This window comes from Bacillus sp. S14(2024) (genome assembly GCF_050473785.1).
Lineage (GTDB): Bacteria > Bacillota > Bacilli > Bacillales > Bacillaceae_G > Bacillus_A > Bacillus_A yunxiaonensis.
Window position 1 is genome coordinate 1,159,851 of record NZ_JBFLUP010000006.1, and the last position, 18,377, is coordinate 1,178,227.

General features: G+C 36.7%; 19 protein-coding genes and 1 pseudogene. 17 read left to right on the plus strand and 3 right to left on the minus strand.

The genetic code is table 11. The features are described 5' to 3' along the window. Positions 1–42 precede the first annotated feature (42 nt). The 12 genes and pseudogenes from AB1279_RS06165 to AB1279_RS06220 all read left to right on the plus strand — a co-directional run bounded on the left by AB1279_RS06165 (position 43) and on the right by AB1279_RS06220 (position 10,992). Positions 43–441 carry a cytidine deaminase gene (locus tag AB1279_RS06165; RefSeq protein WP_336481694.1) on the plus strand — a complete coding sequence of 133 codons (399 nt, stop codon included), beginning with the start codon at positions 43–45 and terminating at the stop codon, positions 439–441. Continuing rightward, the gene (era, locus tag AB1279_RS06170; RefSeq protein ID WP_429758179.1) at positions 434–1,342 is read left to right on the plus strand and encodes a GTPase Era; all 909 of its coding nucleotides are present in this window, start codon (positions 434–436) and stop codon (positions 1,340–1,342) included. Before AB1279_RS06165 ends, era begins: the two co-directional genes overlap by 8 nt. A gap of 260 nt (positions 1,343–1,602) precedes the next feature. Further along, a complete protein-coding gene (locus tag AB1279_RS06175) occupies positions 1,603–1,746 on the plus strand; it encodes a YqzL family protein (protein WP_429753836.1) in 144 nt (47 codons plus the stop codon). Positions 1,747–1,779: 33 nt separating this feature from the next. Further along, entirely contained in the window at positions 1,780–2,526 is a 747-nt protein-coding gene (gene recO, locus AB1279_RS06180; protein WP_429753837.1) for a DNA repair protein RecO, read from the plus strand. 104 nt (positions 2,527–2,630) lie between these two features. Then, positions 2,631–3,263 carry a helix-turn-helix transcriptional regulator gene (locus AB1279_RS06185; RefSeq protein WP_429753838.1) on the plus strand — a complete coding sequence of 211 codons (633 nt, stop codon included), beginning with the start codon at positions 2,631–2,633 and terminating at the stop codon, positions 3,261–3,263. Between the two features lie 29 nt (positions 3,264–3,292). After that, positions 3,293–4,105, plus strand: coding sequence for a pyruvate, water dikinase regulatory protein (locus AB1279_RS06190; protein WP_336481691.1), 813 nt, complete (start codon positions 3,293–3,295; stop codon positions 4,103–4,105). Positions 4,106–4,360: 255 nt separating this feature from the next. Beyond that, positions 4,361–4,818 (plus strand): annotated as a pseudogene (locus AB1279_RS06195) (YaiI/YqxD family protein). Positions 4,819–4,856: 38 nt separating this feature from the next. After that, positions 4,857–6,653, plus strand: a complete 1,797-nt coding sequence (gene dnaG, locus AB1279_RS06200) for a DNA primase (RefSeq protein ID WP_429758180.1) — start codon at positions 4,857–4,859, stop codon at positions 6,651–6,653. A gap of 59 nt (positions 6,654–6,712) precedes the next feature. Then, on the plus strand, positions 6,713–7,834 hold the full coding sequence (gene rpoD, locus AB1279_RS06205) for an RNA polymerase sigma factor RpoD (protein WP_230574877.1): 1,122 nt from the start codon (positions 6,713–6,715) through the stop codon (positions 7,832–7,834). 385 nt (positions 7,835–8,219) lie between these two features. Then, on the plus strand, positions 8,220–8,579 hold the full coding sequence (gene cccA, locus AB1279_RS06210) for a cytochrome c550 (RefSeq protein WP_429753840.1): 360 nt from the start codon (positions 8,220–8,222) through the stop codon (positions 8,577–8,579). A gap of 587 nt (positions 8,580–9,166) precedes the next feature. Then, positions 9,167–9,874, plus strand: a complete 708-nt coding sequence (locus AB1279_RS06215) for a tRNA (adenine(22)-N(1))-methyltransferase (RefSeq protein WP_429758181.1) — start codon at positions 9,167–9,169, stop codon at positions 9,872–9,874. Continuing rightward, the gene (locus AB1279_RS06220; protein ID WP_429758182.1) at positions 9,871–10,992 is read left to right on the plus strand and encodes a Nif3-like dinuclear metal center hexameric protein; all 1,122 of its coding nucleotides are present in this window, start codon (positions 9,871–9,873) and stop codon (positions 10,990–10,992) included. Before AB1279_RS06215 ends, AB1279_RS06220 begins: the two co-directional genes overlap by 4 nt. Positions 10,993–11,071: 79 nt before the next feature. On the opposite strand, the gene AB1279_RS06225 is transcribed toward AB1279_RS06220, so the two are convergent. Together AB1279_RS06225 and vrrA are read right to left on the minus strand one after the other, a co-directional pair. Then, positions 11,072–12,013: a 4-hydroxy-3-methylbut-2-enyl diphosphate reductase gene (locus AB1279_RS06225; RefSeq protein WP_429758183.1), complete on the minus strand. Its 942-nt coding sequence runs from the start codon at positions 12,011–12,013 to the stop codon at positions 11,072–11,074. 90 nt (positions 12,014–12,103) lie between these two features. After that, complete coding sequence (gene vrrA / locus AB1279_RS06230; RefSeq protein ID WP_429761309.1) at positions 12,104–12,790, minus strand: VrrA/YqfQ family protein; 687 nt, start codon at positions 12,788–12,790, stop codon at positions 12,104–12,106. A gap of 208 nt (positions 12,791–12,998) precedes the next feature. On the opposite strand from vrrA, the gene AB1279_RS06235 reads away from it, so the two are divergent. Then, positions 12,999–14,309, plus strand: a complete 1,311-nt coding sequence (locus tag AB1279_RS06235; RefSeq protein ID WP_429758184.1) for a DEAD/DEAH box helicase — start codon at positions 12,999–13,001, stop codon at positions 14,307–14,309. A 98-nt stretch (positions 14,310–14,407) separates the two neighbouring features. Beyond that, entirely contained in the window at positions 14,408–15,304 is an 897-nt protein-coding gene (locus AB1279_RS06240; RefSeq protein WP_336481684.1) for a deoxyribonuclease IV, read from the plus strand. A 21-nt stretch (positions 15,305–15,325) separates the two neighbouring features. Here the strand turns inward: AB1279_RS06240 and AB1279_RS06245 are convergent, their stop codons facing one another. Next, the gene (locus tag AB1279_RS06245) at positions 15,326–15,580 is read right to left on the minus strand and encodes a DUF2624 domain-containing protein (RefSeq protein WP_429753847.1); all 255 of its coding nucleotides are present in this window, start codon (positions 15,578–15,580) and stop codon (positions 15,326–15,328) included. A gap of 146 nt (positions 15,581–15,726) precedes the next feature. On the opposite strand from AB1279_RS06245, the gene AB1279_RS06250 reads away from it, so the two are divergent. The 3 genes from AB1279_RS06250 (at position 15,727) to AB1279_RS06260 (ending at position 18,367) form a co-directional block, all read left to right on the plus strand. After that, positions 15,727–16,605 (plus strand): YitT family protein, encoded by an 879-nt coding sequence (locus AB1279_RS06250; RefSeq protein WP_429753848.1) that lies wholly within the window; start codon positions 15,727–15,729, stop codon positions 16,603–16,605. Between the two features lie 158 nt (positions 16,606–16,763). Beyond that, a complete protein-coding gene (locus tag AB1279_RS06255) occupies positions 16,764–17,537 on the plus strand; it encodes a metal ABC transporter ATP-binding protein (RefSeq protein WP_429753849.1) in 774 nt (257 codons plus the stop codon). Further along, the gene (locus AB1279_RS06260) at positions 17,534–18,367 is read left to right on the plus strand and encodes a metal ABC transporter permease (protein ID WP_429753850.1); all 834 of its coding nucleotides are present in this window, start codon (positions 17,534–17,536) and stop codon (positions 18,365–18,367) included. Before AB1279_RS06255 ends, AB1279_RS06260 begins: the two co-directional genes overlap by 4 nt. The last annotated feature ends 10 nt before the right edge of the window (positions 18,368–18,377 follow it).

Here is an 18,377-nt window from a genome sequence, read left to right on the forward strand (position 1 = left end):
ATTTTTATCTTTTCATAATGTGAATGGAAAGGACGAGACACGATGAACAGCAAAGAATTAATTCAAGAAGCGATCGAAGCGCGTAAACAAGCATATGTACCGTATTCTAAATTTCAAGTCGGTGCTGCCTTATTAACGAAAGACGGGAAAGTATATCGTGGTTGCAATGTTGAGAATGCATCATATGGTTTGTGTAACTGCGCGGAAAGAACGGCGCTATTTAAAGCAATTTCGGAAGGAAGTACAGAATTTACTGCAATTGCAGTTGTAGCAGATACAAAACGCCCAGTGCCTCCTTGTGGAGCGTGTCGTCAAGTTATGGTAGAATTGTGTGAGTCAAATACAAAAGTATATTTAACAAATTTAAGCGGTGACATTCAAGAAACAACAGTAGGAGAATTGTTACCAGGAGCATTTTTAGCGGAGGATTTACATGAATAGAGAAGGTTTTAAATCAGGTTTTGTCTCTATTATTGGGAGACCAAACGTTGGGAAATCAACATTTTTAAACCGAATTATCGGTCAAAAAATTGCGATTATGAGCGATAAACCACAAACAACACGTAATAAAATTCAAGGTGTTTATACAGAAAATGATGCGCAAGTCGTATTTATTGATACACCAGGTATACATAAACCAAAGCATAAACTTGGCGATTTTATGGTTAAAATGGCTCAAACGACAATAAAAGAAGTAGATATTGTTTTGTTTATGGTCAATGCAGAGGAAGGCTTTGGACGCGGTGAAGAGTTTATCATTGAAAAATTACAAGAAACGAAGCGACCAGTATTTTTAGTGATCAATAAAATTGACCAAGTTCATCCAGAGGAGCTGCTTGGGCTTATTGATAAATACCGTACGTTATATGATTTCGCTGAAATTGTACCTATTTCAGCATTAGAAGGAAATAATGTGGAAGCGTTAATTGGGGCGATTAAAAAATATTTACCAGAAGGCCCGCAATATTATCCGGAAAATCAAGTGACAGATCATCCAGAGCGCTTTATTATTGCAGAACTTATTCGTGAAAAAGTATTACATTTAACACGTGAGGAAGTGCCGCATTCTGTTGCGGTTGTTATTGATGCAATTCAAAAGCGTGAAGGCGGAGCAATTTATGTTAATGCAACAATTATTGTAGAACGTCCGTCACAAAAAGGAATTGTGATTGGGAAACAAGGTAAGATGTTAAAAGAAGTTGGGAAAAGAGCGCGCTATGATATTGAGTCGCTTCTTGGTTCAAGAGTATTTTTAGAGTTGTGGGTAAAAGTGCAGAAAGATTGGCGTAACAAAATGTCACAGTTACGTGACCTTGGCTTCCGCGAAGACGAATATCTATAAAGTGAAACTGCCATTCGTCAGATGTTTTTCCTCACGAATGGTTAGCTGAACCAACTGGGCGCATGCCAGCAATTATCCCCCACCTATTTTTTCACTTTTCTCTGAATATTGGAGTGGGGTTTTGCTGCCCGCGAATAGAGAGATAAAAACTGTATAATTTAGAAAAAATTTTCTCACATGAAAATGAACAAAATGGGTCATTTTAATAACAAAGCAAGAAATTGGACTACATGTAAGCTTACTGAGAAAGGTGGATTCTTATGTTAGATTTTACCTGGAAAGTTTTCTCGAAAACAGGAAGCATTGAAACGTATCTTCTTTTGAAGGAAATGGAAAAAAATGTAGAAGATGAAATGCAGCAGCATGAAGAAGTACAAGTAGAGCTAGATTCTCCAATTTCCTAACCCATTTTGTTCGAACCTTGGATGGTGACGAACATGTTTCAAAAAATTGAGGGAATTGTCATTCGAACGATTGATTATGGAGAAACAAACAAAATTGTAACTATATTTTCCCGCGAATTAGGAAAAGTTAGTGCAATGGCCAGAGGAGCTAAAAAACCTAAAAGTAGACTGGCATCCATTTCTCAATTATTAACTCACGGTCATTTTCTCATTCAAATGGGTTCCGGTTTAGGGACATTACAGCAAGGTGAGATTATTTCTTCTATGCGAGAAATCCGTGAAGATTTATTTTTAACTGCTTATGCGTCATTTATTGTTGAACTGACTGATAAAGCGACAGAAGAGAAAAAACATAATCCGTATTTATTTGAAATGTTATATCAAACGTTGCATTATATGAGTGAAGGGGTTGACCCAGAAGTTCTAGCACTAATCTATCAAACGAAAATGTTGCCAGTTTTCGGGCTTAATCCATACTTTGATACATGTGCGATTTGTCACCAGTCAACAGACTTTGTCGCCTTCTCTATTAGGGAAGGCGGTTTTCTGTGTAAACATCACGCTGAGCAAGACCCGTACCGTATTGTGATTGGAGAAGCTGTTCACAAGCTGTTGCGGTTATTTTATCATTTTGATTTAGCGCGTCTTGGAAATGTATCTGTTAAAGACGAAACAAAAAAACAAATGCGCACAGTATTGAATATGTACTATGATGAATATTGCGGGATATATTTAAAATCAAGACGTTTTTTAGATCAGCTTGATAAATTTCAAATATAGAGGACCAAATGAGGTCCTTTTTACATACTTTCTTTTTCGAATGACATATTTAGTATATAATATTTAAGAGATAGTATAACTCTTTTCGTGTTGTAATGAAGGTGGTGATTATCATAGAACTAAATAAGCGCCAAGAACATATCATCCAGATTGTAAAAGATAACGGTCCAATTACAGGAGAAGCGATTGCTGAGCAATTAAATTTAACGAGAGCAACGCTTAGGCCAGATTTAGCTATTTTAACAATGGCGGGTTATTTAGAAGCACGTCCGCGTGTTGGTTACTTTTATACTGGAAAAACAGGTGGACAACTGCTTTCTGAGGCGGTTAAAAAAGTTATTGTACAAGATTATCAATCTAGGCCGGCTGTAATTGATAAAAACGTTTCTGTATATGATGCAATCTGTGCAATGTTTTTAGAAGATGTCGGTACTTTATTTATCGTTGACCAAAATACATTGTTAGTCGGTGTTGTTTCTCGAAAAGATTTGCTAAGAGCAAGTCTAGGAAAGCAGGATTTGACGTCATTGCCGGTAAATATTATTATGACAAGAATGCCGAATGTTACGATGTGTCGCAAGGAAGATAGCTTGTATGATGTCGCAATGGATTTAATAGAAAAGCAGATTGATGCTGTTCCGGTTGTAAAGGACACGAAACAAGGATTAGAAGTTGTCGGTCGCATCACAAAAACTAATATTACGCGTGCATTCGTTGATTTAGTGAATCATGAGTAAGTGCAATTCGTTTAAAGTGAGGTAATGCAATGAATAGTAAAATCGTATATGTCGTATCTGATTCGGTTGGAGAAACAGCTGATTTAGTTGTTCGAGCAGCTATGGGGCAATTTCCATTTGCGCCGGACATTAGACGTGTACCGTACGTAGAAGATACAGGGACATTAAAAGAAGTTATTTCTATCGCCAAAAGTAATGATGCGCTTATTTGTTTTACGTTAGTAAAGCCCGATATGCGAAAATATTTACGGGAAGAAGCGGCAAAAGAGGGTGTAGAGGCTTATGATATTATCGGTCCTCTTATCGACCAAATTGAAGAGGTAACAGGGCAAATTCCAAGATATGAGCCAGGGGTTGTACGGAAGTTGGATGAAGAGTATTTCAAAAAGATTGAAGCGATTGAATTTGCTGTGAAATATGACGATGGTAGAGATGCGCGTGGTCTTTTAAAAGCTGATATCGTATTAATCGGAGTGTCTCGTACATCAAAAACACCACTTTCACAATATCTTGCACATAACAAGCGATTAAAAGTAGCTAATGTTCCTCTCGTGCCTGAAGTGGATCCGCCGGAAGAATTATATCGCGTGCCGAAAGAAAAATGCTTTGGCTTAAAAATAACACCTGATAAATTAAATCATATTCGCAAAGAACGTTTAAAGTCTCTTGGGTTAAGTGATGGAGCGAGTTACGCTAATATTAATCGTATTAAAGAAGAGATTGAACACTTTGAACGTGTAGTGAGTAAAATCGGTTGTCCTGTTATTGATGTATCCAATAAAGCGATTGAAGAAACAGCAAATATTATTGTGAATGCAGTGCAAAACCGACAGAAGTTTTAGCACATTTACCAAAGGTGAATGTGCTTTTTTCACTCAATTATGAAAATTTAACAGATGTGTAGCTAAGTTTAGAAAAATATATTATAATAAAAAATTGTGATAAAAACATTCATTTTACGTTTAGACTTTAATTTTTCAGAATAAACTAGGGATAAGATTTGTGAAGGAAATACTTTTACGTAAAATCGACAAAAATCTAAACAAGAAAACAGACATTATGGAAGGATTCACAGAAGGGATGTAGAATAGAGAAATATGCAAAACATCACTAAAATTTTTGTTGATGCAGATGCATGTCCAGTGAAGGAAGAAATTTTGCACATCGTACAAAATTTCATGTCGACATTTGGTTTGTCGCATCCTACGCCCATCAGTCAAGAAGCCAAAAAGGAAATTGGGTATATGTAGATTCTGCACAAGATGAGATGGATTTTTACATCTATCAGCGTGCAAAGGCAGGAAATCTCGTTATCACACAAGATATGGGGCTTGCTGGTCTTCTTGTTAAAAAAGGAGTGTACGTATTATCTCCGCGCGGCACATTTGTAACCGATGAGCATATGGATACAATTTTATATAATCGATATGTATCTGCGAAGTTACGTAGACAAGGAACCTTTACAAAAGGGCCAAAAACGTTTGCTAAGCGTGATCGACAATGTTTTTTGTCTAGTTTAGAAAAAATATTGTCGAATTATAAAGGAATTCTTTAGTTTGTATCGAATACAAAATACGACACGGAGATGGAGTTATGGGAAACAAAATTCCCGAGGAAGTTGTAGAACAAATTCGTACATCGTCTGATATTGTTGATGTGATTGGTGAATATGTGCAGCTTAAAAAACAAGGTCGAAATTATTTTGGACTTTGCCCTTTTCATGGCGAGAACTCACCGTCGTTTTCTGTTTCCTCTGATAAGCAAATTTTTCATTGCTTCGGATGCGGAGAAGGAGGAAATGTTTTTTCCTTCTTAATGAAAATAGACGGACTGTCTTTTGTGGAAGCTGTACAAAAATTAGGTGAGCGAAATGATATTCCTGTTGCTAACTTTACATCAGAACTAGAGCAAAAACAAAACATATCTGATGATAGTACGATTATGTTGCAAGCTCATGAGCTTTTGAAAAAGTATTACCATCATCTCTTAGTAAATACAGAAGATGGGAAGCAAGCACTTTCGTATTTGCTAGAGCGAGGTATTACGAAAGAAATGATTGCAAAGTTTGAAATTGGGTATGCCACTCCCGCTTGGGATGCAGCGGCGAAAATCTTGCAAAAACGGGGATTCTCACCAGCTGTTATGGAACAAGCTGGCTTACTTGTTCGCAGCGAGAAGGATGGCAGTTATCATGATCGTTTTCGTGGACGAGTTATATTTCCAATTCATACCTTGCAAGGAAAAGTAGCTGCTTTTAGTGGACGGGCATTAGGAGATGATACACCAAAGTATTTGAATAGCCCAGAAACACCTATTTTTCATAAAAGCAAGCTGTTATATAATTTTCATCAAGCAAGGCCATTTATTCGAAAACGAGGGCAAGTTCTTCTCTTTGAAGGATATGCGGATGTTTTAGCAGCTGTGAAAAGTGGAATTGAAGAATCTGTTGCAACAATGGGCACTGCTTTAACTGAGGAACAGGCGAAGCTTCTGCGGCGTAATGTTGAAACTGTTGTTCTTTGCTATGATGGTGATAAAGCAGGACAAGAAGCAACGATGAAAGCAGGACAATTGTTATTGCAAACCGGTTGTGAAGTGAAGGTTGTCTCTATGCCAGATAAATTAGACCCTGACGAATATGTGCAGCGATACGGGATAACACCGTTTCAAAAACTTGTACATGCAAGTATAAGTTTTGTTGGATTTAAAATAAATTATCTTCGTTTAGGGAAAAATTTACAAGATGAATCTGGAAAAGAAGCTTATGTGAAAAGTGTTTTAAAAGAGTTAGCTTCATTGCAAGATGCAATGCAGGCGGAATCGTATTTGAAGGCATTGTCACAGGAATTTGCTTACTCAATGGAAACACTACTTGGGCAATTGCACCAATATCGCAAAGAACAAAAGGTACAGCAAAAACAGACAAAGCCAATTTCGCAGCCTTCTCAAATTGTTCATGCGAAGCCGAAATTTTCTGGTTTTGAAAGAGCTGAAAGAGAGCTTATTTATCATATGTTGCAAAGTGTAGATATCGCTTTTCGTATCGAGCCTCATATAGAAGATTTTCATACAGAAGAACATAAAGGGATTTTATATGAGCTATACGCATATTATGAAAAGGGAAATGAACCGTCAGTCGGAAACTTTTTAAGCTGGCTTTCTGATGAAAAGTTAAAAAATATTGTAACTAATATTTCAACAGATGAGATGATTAATCCCGAATTCTCAGAAGAATTGCTTCATGGTAACGTAGATGCTTTACGTCGGCATAAGCAAAAAATAAAGAAAATGGAAAATATTTTTATGCTCAAGCAAATGGAAAAAGAAGACCATTTGGCAGCAGCGCGTTTTTTCCAAGAGTATTTACAAAAGCGAAAAGCAAGAAAATAGCTTTTTGTATAAAAACTTATTATAATCATTGTTTGTATCTCGCGTAAGGAGGGGAACAAATGGCTGATAAACCAGCTCGTTCTAAACAAATTGAAACTGATATAACACTTGAGCAAGTGAAAGAGCAACTCACAGAGCTCGGAAAAAAACGTGGCGTTCTTACATATGAAGAGATTGCAGAACGCATGAGCGGATTTGATATTGAATCCGAACAAATGGATGAATATTATGAATATTTAGGTGAACAAGGAATTGATTTAGTTGGCGACAGCGATGAAGATCCAAATACACATCAATTAGCCAAAACAGAAGAAGAGTTTGACTTAAATGATTTAAGTGTACCGCCAGGTGTGAAAATCAATGATCCTGTGCGCATGTACTTAAAAGAAATTGGTCGTGTTGACTTACTATCTGCTGAAGAAGAAATTGCTCTTGCAAAACGTATTGAAGAAGGCGATGAAGAAGCGAAGCGCCGCCTTGCAGAAGCAAACTTACGTCTTGTTGTAAGTATTGCAAAACGTTATGTTGGCCGCGGTATGCTTTTCTTAGACTTAATTCAAGAAGGGAATATGGGTCTAATTAAAGCAGTTGAAAAGTTTGATTACCGCAAAGGGTATAAATTTAGTACGTATGCAACATGGTGGATTCGCCAAGCGATTACACGTGCAATTGCGGACCAAGCAAGAACAATTCGTATACCAGTTCATATGGTTGAAACAATTAATAAATTAATTCGTGTTCAACGTCAATTATTACAAGATTTAGGTCGTGAGCCGTCTCCTGAAGAAATTGGTGAAGAGATGGATCTAGCTCCTGAAAAAGTACGCGAAATCTTAAAAATTGCACAAGAGCCAGTATCTCTTGAAACACCAATTGGTGAAGAGGACGACTCTCATTTAGGTGACTTTATTGAAGACCAAGAAGCAACATCTCCTGCAGATCATGCAGCATATGAGTTATTAAAAGAGCAATTAGAAGATGTACTAGATACATTAACAGATCGTGAAGAAAATGTTCTTCGTCTTCGTTTCGGTTTAGACGATGGACGAACTCGCACGCTTGAAGAAGTTGGAAAAGTATTCGGCGTTACGAGAGAGCGTATTCGTCAAATTGAAGCAAAAGCGCTTCGTAAATTAAGACACCCAAGCCGTAGCAAACGTTTGAAAGATTTCTTAGAATAGAGATTTGCTTAAAGTTTACTTCAGTAATATGAAGTAAACTTTTTTCTTTTGTTAATTTTTGTTAAAATTTAGCTGTCAAAAGCAATTACAATTCTTGTAATTTATTTTACAGAATTGTCTTTTGATTTGCAAATGGTCATTTTTCGATTTTTCGATTAATTTCGTGTATTCCTAGCAAAAATATGTGGAAAATATAACTGTTTATGATGAGAAAAGTGGATATTTATCAAAAATTTACGCGATTTTGTAGCGGAATAATTGATTGAATATATGGAATATTTTAAACTTATTGTAGTTTGGTCTTTTCTGGTAGAATGTTTTCAAGTACAATATAAATGACTGAATCATCAAACTATTAAGGGGTATAAAGGGGGAAAAAGAAAAAATGAAGCGTAATCCGTTAATTCCATTTGCTCTTATTGCCGTATTAGGAATTATTATGATGTTTGTATTTTCATTTCAAGGTATGAATAAATCAAAGGAGCTAGCTGAGGCGAAGAAGCCCGGGGGAAAAACGACGCAGACAGCAGCAAAACCTGAAGATATTGTAAAGCAAAATTGTACAAGTTGTCATGGTGATCAGTTGCAAGGAGCAGTTGGTCCTAATTTGCAAAAAGTAGGTGACAGACTTTCGAAAGATCAAATCCAAGAAGTTATTTTAAAAGGAAGAGGAAACATGCCATCAGGTATTATTCCAGCGGATCAAGCGTCAAAGGTTGCAGATTGGTTATCAAAGAAAAAATAATATATTGTTACATGGCAACTCTTTGCGTCTTAGCGAAGGGTCTTTTTTTGTCTTGATTTAATGAGCAGTAAGATTCCAGCTTCAAGATCTTGAGAAGTTAAAGAAGATAGATGGGAGATGATTGCTGAGTACTTCAATTAACTATTAGTCGGGATGAAGAAAATCCTCCATTGATGGAAGTTTTACTGTATTATGTTTGCTTTCTGTTTACCTTCTTTTTAAAATAAAGAGGATCAAGATAATCTCAAAAAAGACATGTGGTGACTACATGAAATAATTATTTTATGATATATGGAAGTTTCACTTTATCCCGCATTAACGGGCAGTAAGGTCCCACCTAAAGATTGAGAGAAAAGCGCAAAGAAGATAGGTGGGACTAACTGCCCATAAAAGTCCGATTGGTTCAACTAACCATCAGTGGGGGGAAAGAAAACCCCTACTGATGGAAGTTTCACTTTATCGCCTAAAATGTTGAATTCGAAAAAAACGGTTTGTAAGGTAAGTAAAATAATTTATTCCCTTGCAACAACAACTATAAATTCTTTATCATGGAGACAGACTGAAAAGAGAAGGAGCAATTGAAACAAATGAATGAAGTAAAGCTTTCAAAACGATTAGAAGAAGTGGTGCTTGAAATTCCAAAGGGTTCTACTGTTGCAGATATTGGTTCGGATCATGCTTATTTACCTTGTTATACGGTTTTACATAATATTGCCACACAAGCGGTAGCGGGAGAGGTTGTAGAAGGTCCGTTCCGTTCTGCCCAAGCTACGGTAGCAGAGTGCGGATTGCAAAATAAAGTGAACGTACGTAAAGGAAATGGCTTAGAAGTAATCGCGCCAGGTGAAGTAGATGTAATTACAATTGCAGGTATGGGTGGTGCGTTAATTCGTGATATTTTAGAGAATGGAAAAGAGAAGCTTAGTGGTGTAACCCGTTTAATTTTACAGCCTAACATTGCTGCGCACCATATTCGCGAATGGTTTATTGAAAATGGCTGGGAATTAATAAAAGAAAAAATTATAAAAGAAGACGGCAAGATTTACGAAATTTTAGTAGGGGAACAGGGAAACACCCTTGCACCGTACAGTGAAAAAAAAGAAGAAGCTTTGTTAATGGGACCATTTTTAATGAAAGAGAAAAATGAAGTGTTTGTAGAAAAATGGGAGAGTGAACGTAAAAACTTTAAAAATATTTGTAAGCAATTAGAATTTGCGACAGAAACAGAAGATACAAAAGTGAAGCGTGCAGAAGTGTTAGAGAAGATCCGTATGATTGAGGAGGTTTTATCATGAGTAAAACGCCGAATGGATATGAAATCATTTCTTTATTTGAAAGTATGTACCCAAAACATTTAGCGATGGAAGGCGATAAGGTTGGATTGCAAATTGGGGCATTGAATAAAACGATAGAGAGTGTTTTAATCGCACTTGATGTAACGGAAGAAGTTGTGCAAGAGGCGATAGAAAAAAGGGCGAATTTAATTATTGCCCATCATCCGCTTATCTTTAATCCATTAAAAGTAATTCATACAGAGCAAGCATATGGACGGATTATTGAAATGTGTATAAAACACGATATTGCAGTTTATGCTGCTCATACAAATGTGGATATTGCAAAAGGTGGTGTGAATGATTTACTTGCAGACGCTTTAGGATTGCAGGAAACGGAAGTGCTTGTTCCTACTTATGCAGAAGAAATGAAAAAGTTAGTTGTATTTGTTCCTTCTTCTCATGCAGAAGTGGTACGTCAGGCGATTGGTGATGCGGGAGCGGGTCATATCGGGAATTATAGTCATTGTACGTTTAATAGTGGGGGTACTGGTACATTTATGCCGCAAGAAGGAACAAATCCGTATATCGGAAAGACAGGGCATTTAGAACAAGTGGAAGAAGTTCGTATTGAAACTATTATTCCTGCTTCCCTGCAGCGTAAAATCATGAAAGCAATGCTACAGGCACATCCGTATGAAGAAGTAGCATATGATATTTATCCGCTAGAGAACAAAGGTGAAACATTAGGACTTGGGAAAATCGGGTATTTACCACAAGAAATGACATTACAACAGTTTGCAGAGCATGTGAAGGAATCCCTTGAAGTGAAGGGAGCTCGCGTTGTTGGAAACTTACATGATACTGTGAAAAAAGTAGCGGTACTTGGCGGGGATGGGAATAAGTATATAAAGCAGGCGAAGTATAAAGGAGCAGACGTATATGTGACAGGAGATATGTATTATCATGTTGCGCATGATGCGATGATGCTTGGATTAAATATTGTAGATCCGGGACATAACGTAGAAAAAGTGATGAAAAAAGGTGTACAAAAACAATTACAAGCAAAAGTAGATGAGAGAAAATTTACTGCGCGTATTCATGCTTCAGAATTACATACAGATCCATTTACGTTTGTATAACGTGGACTAGAATAAAATCCGTTATCTTATAAGATAACGGATTTATTTATATTACCCCGCTATTCATGGGAGTTTCACTTTATTTTGCCTTTACTTTCGGTAAGATTTTTTGTAGTGGTACGTTTCGTTTGCGCTCCCACGTTGCAGGATTTGTTGGATCGTACTGTTCAAAAAATGCGATTACCTCTTTTGTGATAGGTGTTGGTGTAGAAGCACCCGCTGTAATAGCTACTGTTTCTACGCCTTGTAGCCATTCTAATTGAATTTCACTTACATCGGCAACGCGGTATGCTTTTGTGCTAGCAATTTCTTCAGACACTTGTGCAAGGCGGTTAGAGTTATTACTTTTTGGATCACCAACAACAATTGTTAAATCAGCAGCAGTTGCTTGTTTTGCGACCGCTTCTTGACGCACTTGTGTAGCAAGGCAAATCTCTTTATGAAATTCTGCTGTCGGAAACTTTTTTTGGATGTTCTCCATAATATGTTGAACATCCCATTGACTCATCGTCGTTTGGTTTGTGACCAAAATTTTATCAGTTGGAATGGTAAGTGTTTCAAGGTCTGTTTCTTTCTCAATGAGATGGACAATATCCGGGGCAATTCCAATTGCACCTTCAGGCTCAGGATGTCCTTTTTTGCCGATATAAATAATATGGTAGCCTTCTTCTTTTTTTGCCTCAATTAAGTCATGTGTTTTTGTTACGTCAGGACATGTCGCATCAATTGTTGTTAGGCCCTTTTCCTTTGCACGTTGTTTTACTTCAGGAGATACACCGTGAGCTGTAAAAATAACAGTGCCAGACTCAATTTTTTCTAGAATATCTAAGCGGCTTGGACCGTCAAGCGTAATAATGCCATCTTCTTCAAATGCATCTGTTACGTGTTTGTTATGGACAATCATACCTAAAATATAAATTGGTCTTGGTAAGGTCTTATCCAGCGCTGCATTGCGCGCAATAACCATCGCGTCTACAACACCGTAGCAATAGCCGCGAGGAGAAATTTTAACAATTTTCATATAATTAATCCGCTCCTTTAAAAAAGGATTTGTTTGATAAAGTTAATCCTTTTTATTATAAAGGAGAAGGAAGCGGATGACAAAGAAATGTTACACATATAACTTTGGTCTAGGGGTAGTTGACTGTAAGGTTTCTACGTTTGCATCATCTTCAAGTATGATTTGAGAAGTAAGTGGTTTGCTTGTAATGGGTATTTGTTCAGATGGAGTGGGAAGTATTGTTTTAACTTCTTCTGTTTGTTTTTCCTCAGTGTTTTTTCCAGATGTAAGTATTTTCATTATGTTAGGAATACTGCGGACAACCGGGCCGTATTGCTGCACGACGGGTCCAAAGGATTGGGCCATTTGGACAACTTTTTCAACGTTGTTTAGCATTCCAGTGGGGTTTGAAATGAAGTTAGTGAAAAAGCTGCCAATCCCACTAGGTGTACTTCCTGCTCCTGCCGCTGCTCCGCGTGTTTCATTTGGTGCCATCATTTGAGGTTGCATCATTCTTTGCTGCTGTTGCGGTTGCATATATGGGTTGTTTTGCTGCTGCTGCTGCATATATGGACGGTTTTGCTGATATGGTACATTTGAGTAGGTTTCCATTTGTCTATAAGGGGGCATCATATGCATATAATCTGCAGCTGGGTCGTTTTTTTTAAACAATTTTGCAAGAAAGCCTTTCTTTTTAGGCATCATCGGTTGCATACCTGGTGATGGTGGCATACCTGGTAATGGTTGCATGCCTGATGACGGATACATCGTATAAGGATAGGGAGGCTGACCGTACATTTGTTGATATGGAGGAGATTTCATACGCATTAGGGAATCCTCTTTTCTTTAATTTGGTAATATACACCACAATATGCAATTGACAGTAAGAAGGTTAGTTTTTCCCCTGAAAAGCTAAACTAAAGATAGATTTTACTGGTAGATTTCGATATAATGTTAACTTGACTGATTAATGAACGCAGTAGAAATAAGGAAGAAGGTGGAATGTATGTCAGTGCAAACATTTACACAGTATGATTTTCAACCATTTTTAATAGATGCAATTCGTGAATTGCGTTTTTCAGAACCGACAGAAATTCAACAGAAAATTTTCCCAGTTGTGAAGAAGGGAATTAGTATTATCGGGCAATCACAAACAGGTTCTGGAAAAACACACGCGTATTTACTTCCAACGTTAAATCGTATTGATACAAACCGAGAGGAAGTACAGCTCGTAATTACAGCTCCAACTCGTGAATTAGCACAGCAAATTTATGCAGAAATTGTAAAGATGACAAAGTTTTGTGAAGAAGACAAAATGATTACAGCGCGTTGTTTTATCGGTGGGACAGATAAACAGCGTTCGATTGAAAAGCTGAAGAAACAACCGCATGTTGTTGTCGGAACGCCTGGTCGTATTAAAGATTTAGTGGAAGAGCAAGCGCTATTTGTACATACGGCTTCTGTTATTGTTGTCGATGAAGCAGATTTAATGCTTGATATGGGCTTTATTCACGATGTAGATAAAATTGCAGCGCGTATGCCGAAAAATTTACAAATGCTTGTTTTCTCAGCGACAATTCCGCAAAAGTTAAAACCATTTATGAAGAAATATATGGAGAACCCAGAGCATATTCATATTAATCCAAAGCAAGTAGCAGCAGTTAACCTTGAACATCATCTTATTCCATCAAGACACCGTAATAAAGTTGAGCTTGTGAAAAATATGTTACTGCAATATCAGCCGTATTTAGCGATCGTGTTTACAAATACAAAAAAAATGGCTGATGAAGTAGCTGATGGTTTAGCGGAGCGCGGTTTAAAAGTTGGTCGTATTCATGGTGATTTATCCCCTCGTGATCGTAAGAAAATGATGAAACAAGTTCGTGATTTAGAATTCCAGTACATTGTAGCTACAGATTTAGCTGCACGCGGTATTGATATCGAGGGAATTAGTCATGTTATTAACTATGAAATTCCGTCCGATTTAGATTTCTTTATTCACCGTGTTGGCCGAACTGCACGTGCTGGGTACTCTGGTATTGCAGCAACAATTTATGATCCGGCTGATGAAGAAGCATTAGATACTTTAGAGAAGCAACGCCATATTGAATTCCAACACGTTGATTTGCGTGCAGGTGAGTGGATTGAATTAGGACCTCGACGTCGTCGTCAAAGTCGTAAGAAACCGAATGATAAATTAGATGCTATGGCGCAAAAAGTTGTGAAAAAACCGAAAAAAGTAAAACCGAACTACAAGAAAAAGCTTGAATGGGAACGCGATAAAATTAAGAAAAAATATAGCAAGAAGAAAAGATAAGGACCTTCCTTATCTTTTTTTTGTGGAGAAGTTAACAGTGTCAGATTTCTACAAATTATGCTATCATTATAGCTATTGTATTTATAAGAGGTGATTACATGTTGAAAATTGGATCTCACGTTTCGATGAGTGGAAAGAAAATGCTATTAGCAGCGAGTGAGGAAGCTGTATCCTATGGTGCAACAACGTTTATGGTTTATACAGGAGCACCGCAAAATACGAGAAGGAAACCAATTGAAGAGTTAAATATAGAAGCTGGACGTAAACATATGGAACTTCATGGGATTGAAGAAATTATTGTTCATGCACCTTATATTATTAACATTGGCAACACAACGAAACCTGAAACGTTCCAACTAGGTGTTGATTTTCTTAGTATGGAAATCGAAAGAACATCAGCGTTAGGGGTTGCGAAACAAATTGTGCTTCATCCTGGAGCACATGTTGGAGCAGGTGCAGATGCAGGAATTCAAAAAATTATTGAAGGATTAAATGAAGTGTTAACAGCTGATCAAACGGTGAACATTGCGCTAGAAACAATGGCTGGAAAAGGAACAGAGTGCGGGCGCAGCTTTGAAGAGCTTGCTAGAATCATTGATGGTGTAACGCATAATGAGAAATTATCTGTCTGCTTTGATACGTGTCATACACATGACGCTGGTTACGATATTGTTAATGATTTTGACGGTGTTTTAAACGAGTTTGATAAAATTGTAGGTATCGATCGTTTGCAAGTATTACACATTAATGATAGTAAAAATGAGCGCGGTGCTAGAAAAGACCGTCATGAGAATATCGGATTCGGTCATATTGGTTATAAAACATTGCATCACATTGTACATCATCCACAATTACAGCATGTACCGAAAATTCTTGAAACACCATATGTAGGTGAGGATAAACAAGATAAAAAGCCACCCTATAAATTTGAAATTGAAATGTTGAAAAACGGTATGTTTGATGAAGAGATTCTTCAGAAAATTAAAGGTCAATAAAAAAGGGGGAAATCCCCTTTTTTATTTTAGTAATTTTTGGAACAAAGTATTGATTTGCTGTGCAGTAGCAGGAGAAGTAACCTTTGCAATTTGTTTTAAGAGTTGCAATCTTTCTTGGACATCATAAATATTAATATGTTTTCCTTGAATTAATGTGACGATTTTATCTGCTTGTTCGCTTGTAATAGATACTCCATATTCTGTACTATATTTTAATAATTCTTTAGAAGTCATATTGTTTAATTTTTTATTTACAAACTGCTGAATGAGGTTCATGTTGCTGCCTCCTTTGTTTTGTCCTCATATCCGAATATATGTGGAATATGCTTGTGTATATTCCAAAGCAGGCAGTTTTCTCAGCAAAAAAAGGTGAGTGTGCTATAATAAAAGGACAAAACTATAAAGATACTTGAGGAGGTAGCATGGAAAAAAAACAACATAGAAGAGAAAGTATAATTCATCTTGTGTATCGTCTTATTATGATTGTAATCGGTGCTGGTTGTGCAGCGGTTGCACTCGAATTGTTTTTAATTCCAAACAAAATTATTGATGGTGGTATTATCGGTGTTTCCCTCATATTAGATTACCTTACACCAAATGTTTGGTGGCTAAGCTTTTCCACTTTAGTTGTAATCCTCAATTTACCATTTATGTACTCAGGTTATAAGCAAATCGGAAAAACATTTATGTTATCTTCTGTTTTTGCAGTTGTATGTTTAGCTTTCATTGAGTCAACATTGCATTCTATTCAGCCCTTTACGACAGAGCCGATTTTAGCGACTGTCTTTGGCGGATTAATTTTAGGTGTTGGTGTTGGACTGGTAATTAGGCATGGTGGTTCATTAGATGGAGCGGAAATTCTAGGTATTTTACTAACAAAAAAATTACCGTTCTCTGTTGGTGAATTTGTGATGTTTATGAATATTTTCGTCTTTTCTTGGGCGGCATTTGTGTTTGGAGTAGAACAAGCAATGTATTCTGTCATGACATACTATATTGCCTTTAAAACGATTGATACAGTTATTCAAGGTCTAGATGAAACAAAAGCAGTTATTATTGTGTCAGACTATTATGAAGAGGTATCAAATGCAATTTTACATCGACTTGGTCGCGGAACAACGAAGCTAGTTGGGAAAGGTGGCTATACAGATAAAGAAAAAGAAGTCATCTATGCAGTTATTACTCGTTTAGAGGTAACGAAACTAAAATCAATTGTTCATGAAGTAGATGAAAATGCTTTTATTACTATTATGAATACACAAGAAACAAAAGGTGCAAAATTTAAATCAGCAATTCACTAAAAGCAGAGAGATTTTCTCTGCTTTTTGCTATAATAGAAGGGTTGTCTAAAATGAGAGGTATATTTTAGGACAGATTGGTTTACAACTCGTAATGAGCTATAATATAATTCAAATAGAAATAAATCGGAATCATTCTGAATTAAAATAGGTGAGATATGATGGAATATATATTAGAAATCGAGAATTTAACCTTTCGTTATGAAGAGCGAAATGTGTTAGAGAACATTCAATTACAAGTTCCTAAAGGAGCTTTTTTAGGTTTAGTAGGCCCAAATGGATCGGGGAAATCTACATTATTGAAATGCATATTAGGTATTTTAAAACCGAAACAAGGGACGATTCGGTTGTTTGGTGTTGATAGTAAGAAATTTAAAAATTGGAATAAAGTTGGATATGTTTCACAAAAGGCAAATAGCTTCAATTCTGGCTTTCCAGCAACTGTATTTGAAGTTGTTTCGATGGGACTTGTTTCTAAAAAGGGCTTATTTCGCTTTTTATCCAAATCTGATAAAGAAAAGGTAAGACAGGCTATCGCAGATGTTGGAATGAGTGATTTTATAAATCGGAACATTGGAGAGCTTTCTGGAGGGCAACAGCAGCGCGTCTTTATTGCAAGAGCACTTGTCAGCGACCCAGAGCTGTTGATTTTAGATGAACCAACAGTGGGGGTAGACGTGAAAAATGTTGAGAGTTTTTATGAAATGCTTGCACATTTAAATAAGAAATTAGGAATTACACTGATTCTTGTGACGCATGATATTGGCGCGGTAACAGAAAAAGTGACGCATGTGGCATGCTTAAATCAGCAGTTACATTTCCATGGAAATATAGAGACATTCCGAGAGTTAGAAGATACTGAAATGTCGTTATTATATGGTCATCATGTTCATCGTTTAGAGCATGATCACGAGCATCACGGGGGGATACGATGATACAGGATTTTTTGCAATATGACTTTTTACGAAATTCTTTATACGCTGGAATTTTAATTGGACTTGTTGCCCCGCTGTTAGGTGTTTTTGTTGTAATTCGTCGTTTATCATTTATTGCTGATGCGTTAAGTCATGTTACGTTATCAGGTATTGCAGCGAGCTTATTACTAGAAAAGACAGTGTTTACCGGTGGTTTTTTAAATCCATTATATATGGGAATGGTATTTTCTATTGGTGGTGCTTTACTCATTGAAAAATTAAGAGCGGTATATAAACATTATCAAGAGTTAGCAGTTCCAATTATTTTATCAGCTGGTATTGGAATTGGTGTTGTGTTCATTTCGCTTGCAAATGGATTTAATACAGATTTATTTAGTTATTTGTTTGGTAGTGTGAGTGCAGTAACAAGCAGTGATTTACTTATTATTGGATTGGTTGCTATAGTTGTTCTTGCTGTCATCATTTTATTATACAAAGAACTGTTCTTATTATCTTTTGATGAAGAATATGCTGTAGCAACAGGTTTGCGTGCAAAATGGATTCACTTTATTTTTGTTATTTTAGTTGCACTTGTGATTGCGGTTTCAATGCGTGTTGTCGGTATTCTTCTTGTTTCATCGTTAATGACATTACCAGTTGCAGCGAGTATCCGCATCGCGAAAGGATTTAAACAAACGATTTTCTACTCTATTGTATTTGGGGAAATTTCGGTAGTCGGAGGTATGTTAGCTTCTTATCAGCTAAACCTCGCTCCAGGTGGTACAATTGTTGTGTTAGCAGTTCTTATTTTAATTGGTGCAATCTTATGGGAGAAGAAAAAAACTGCGTAAAGTAGGGATG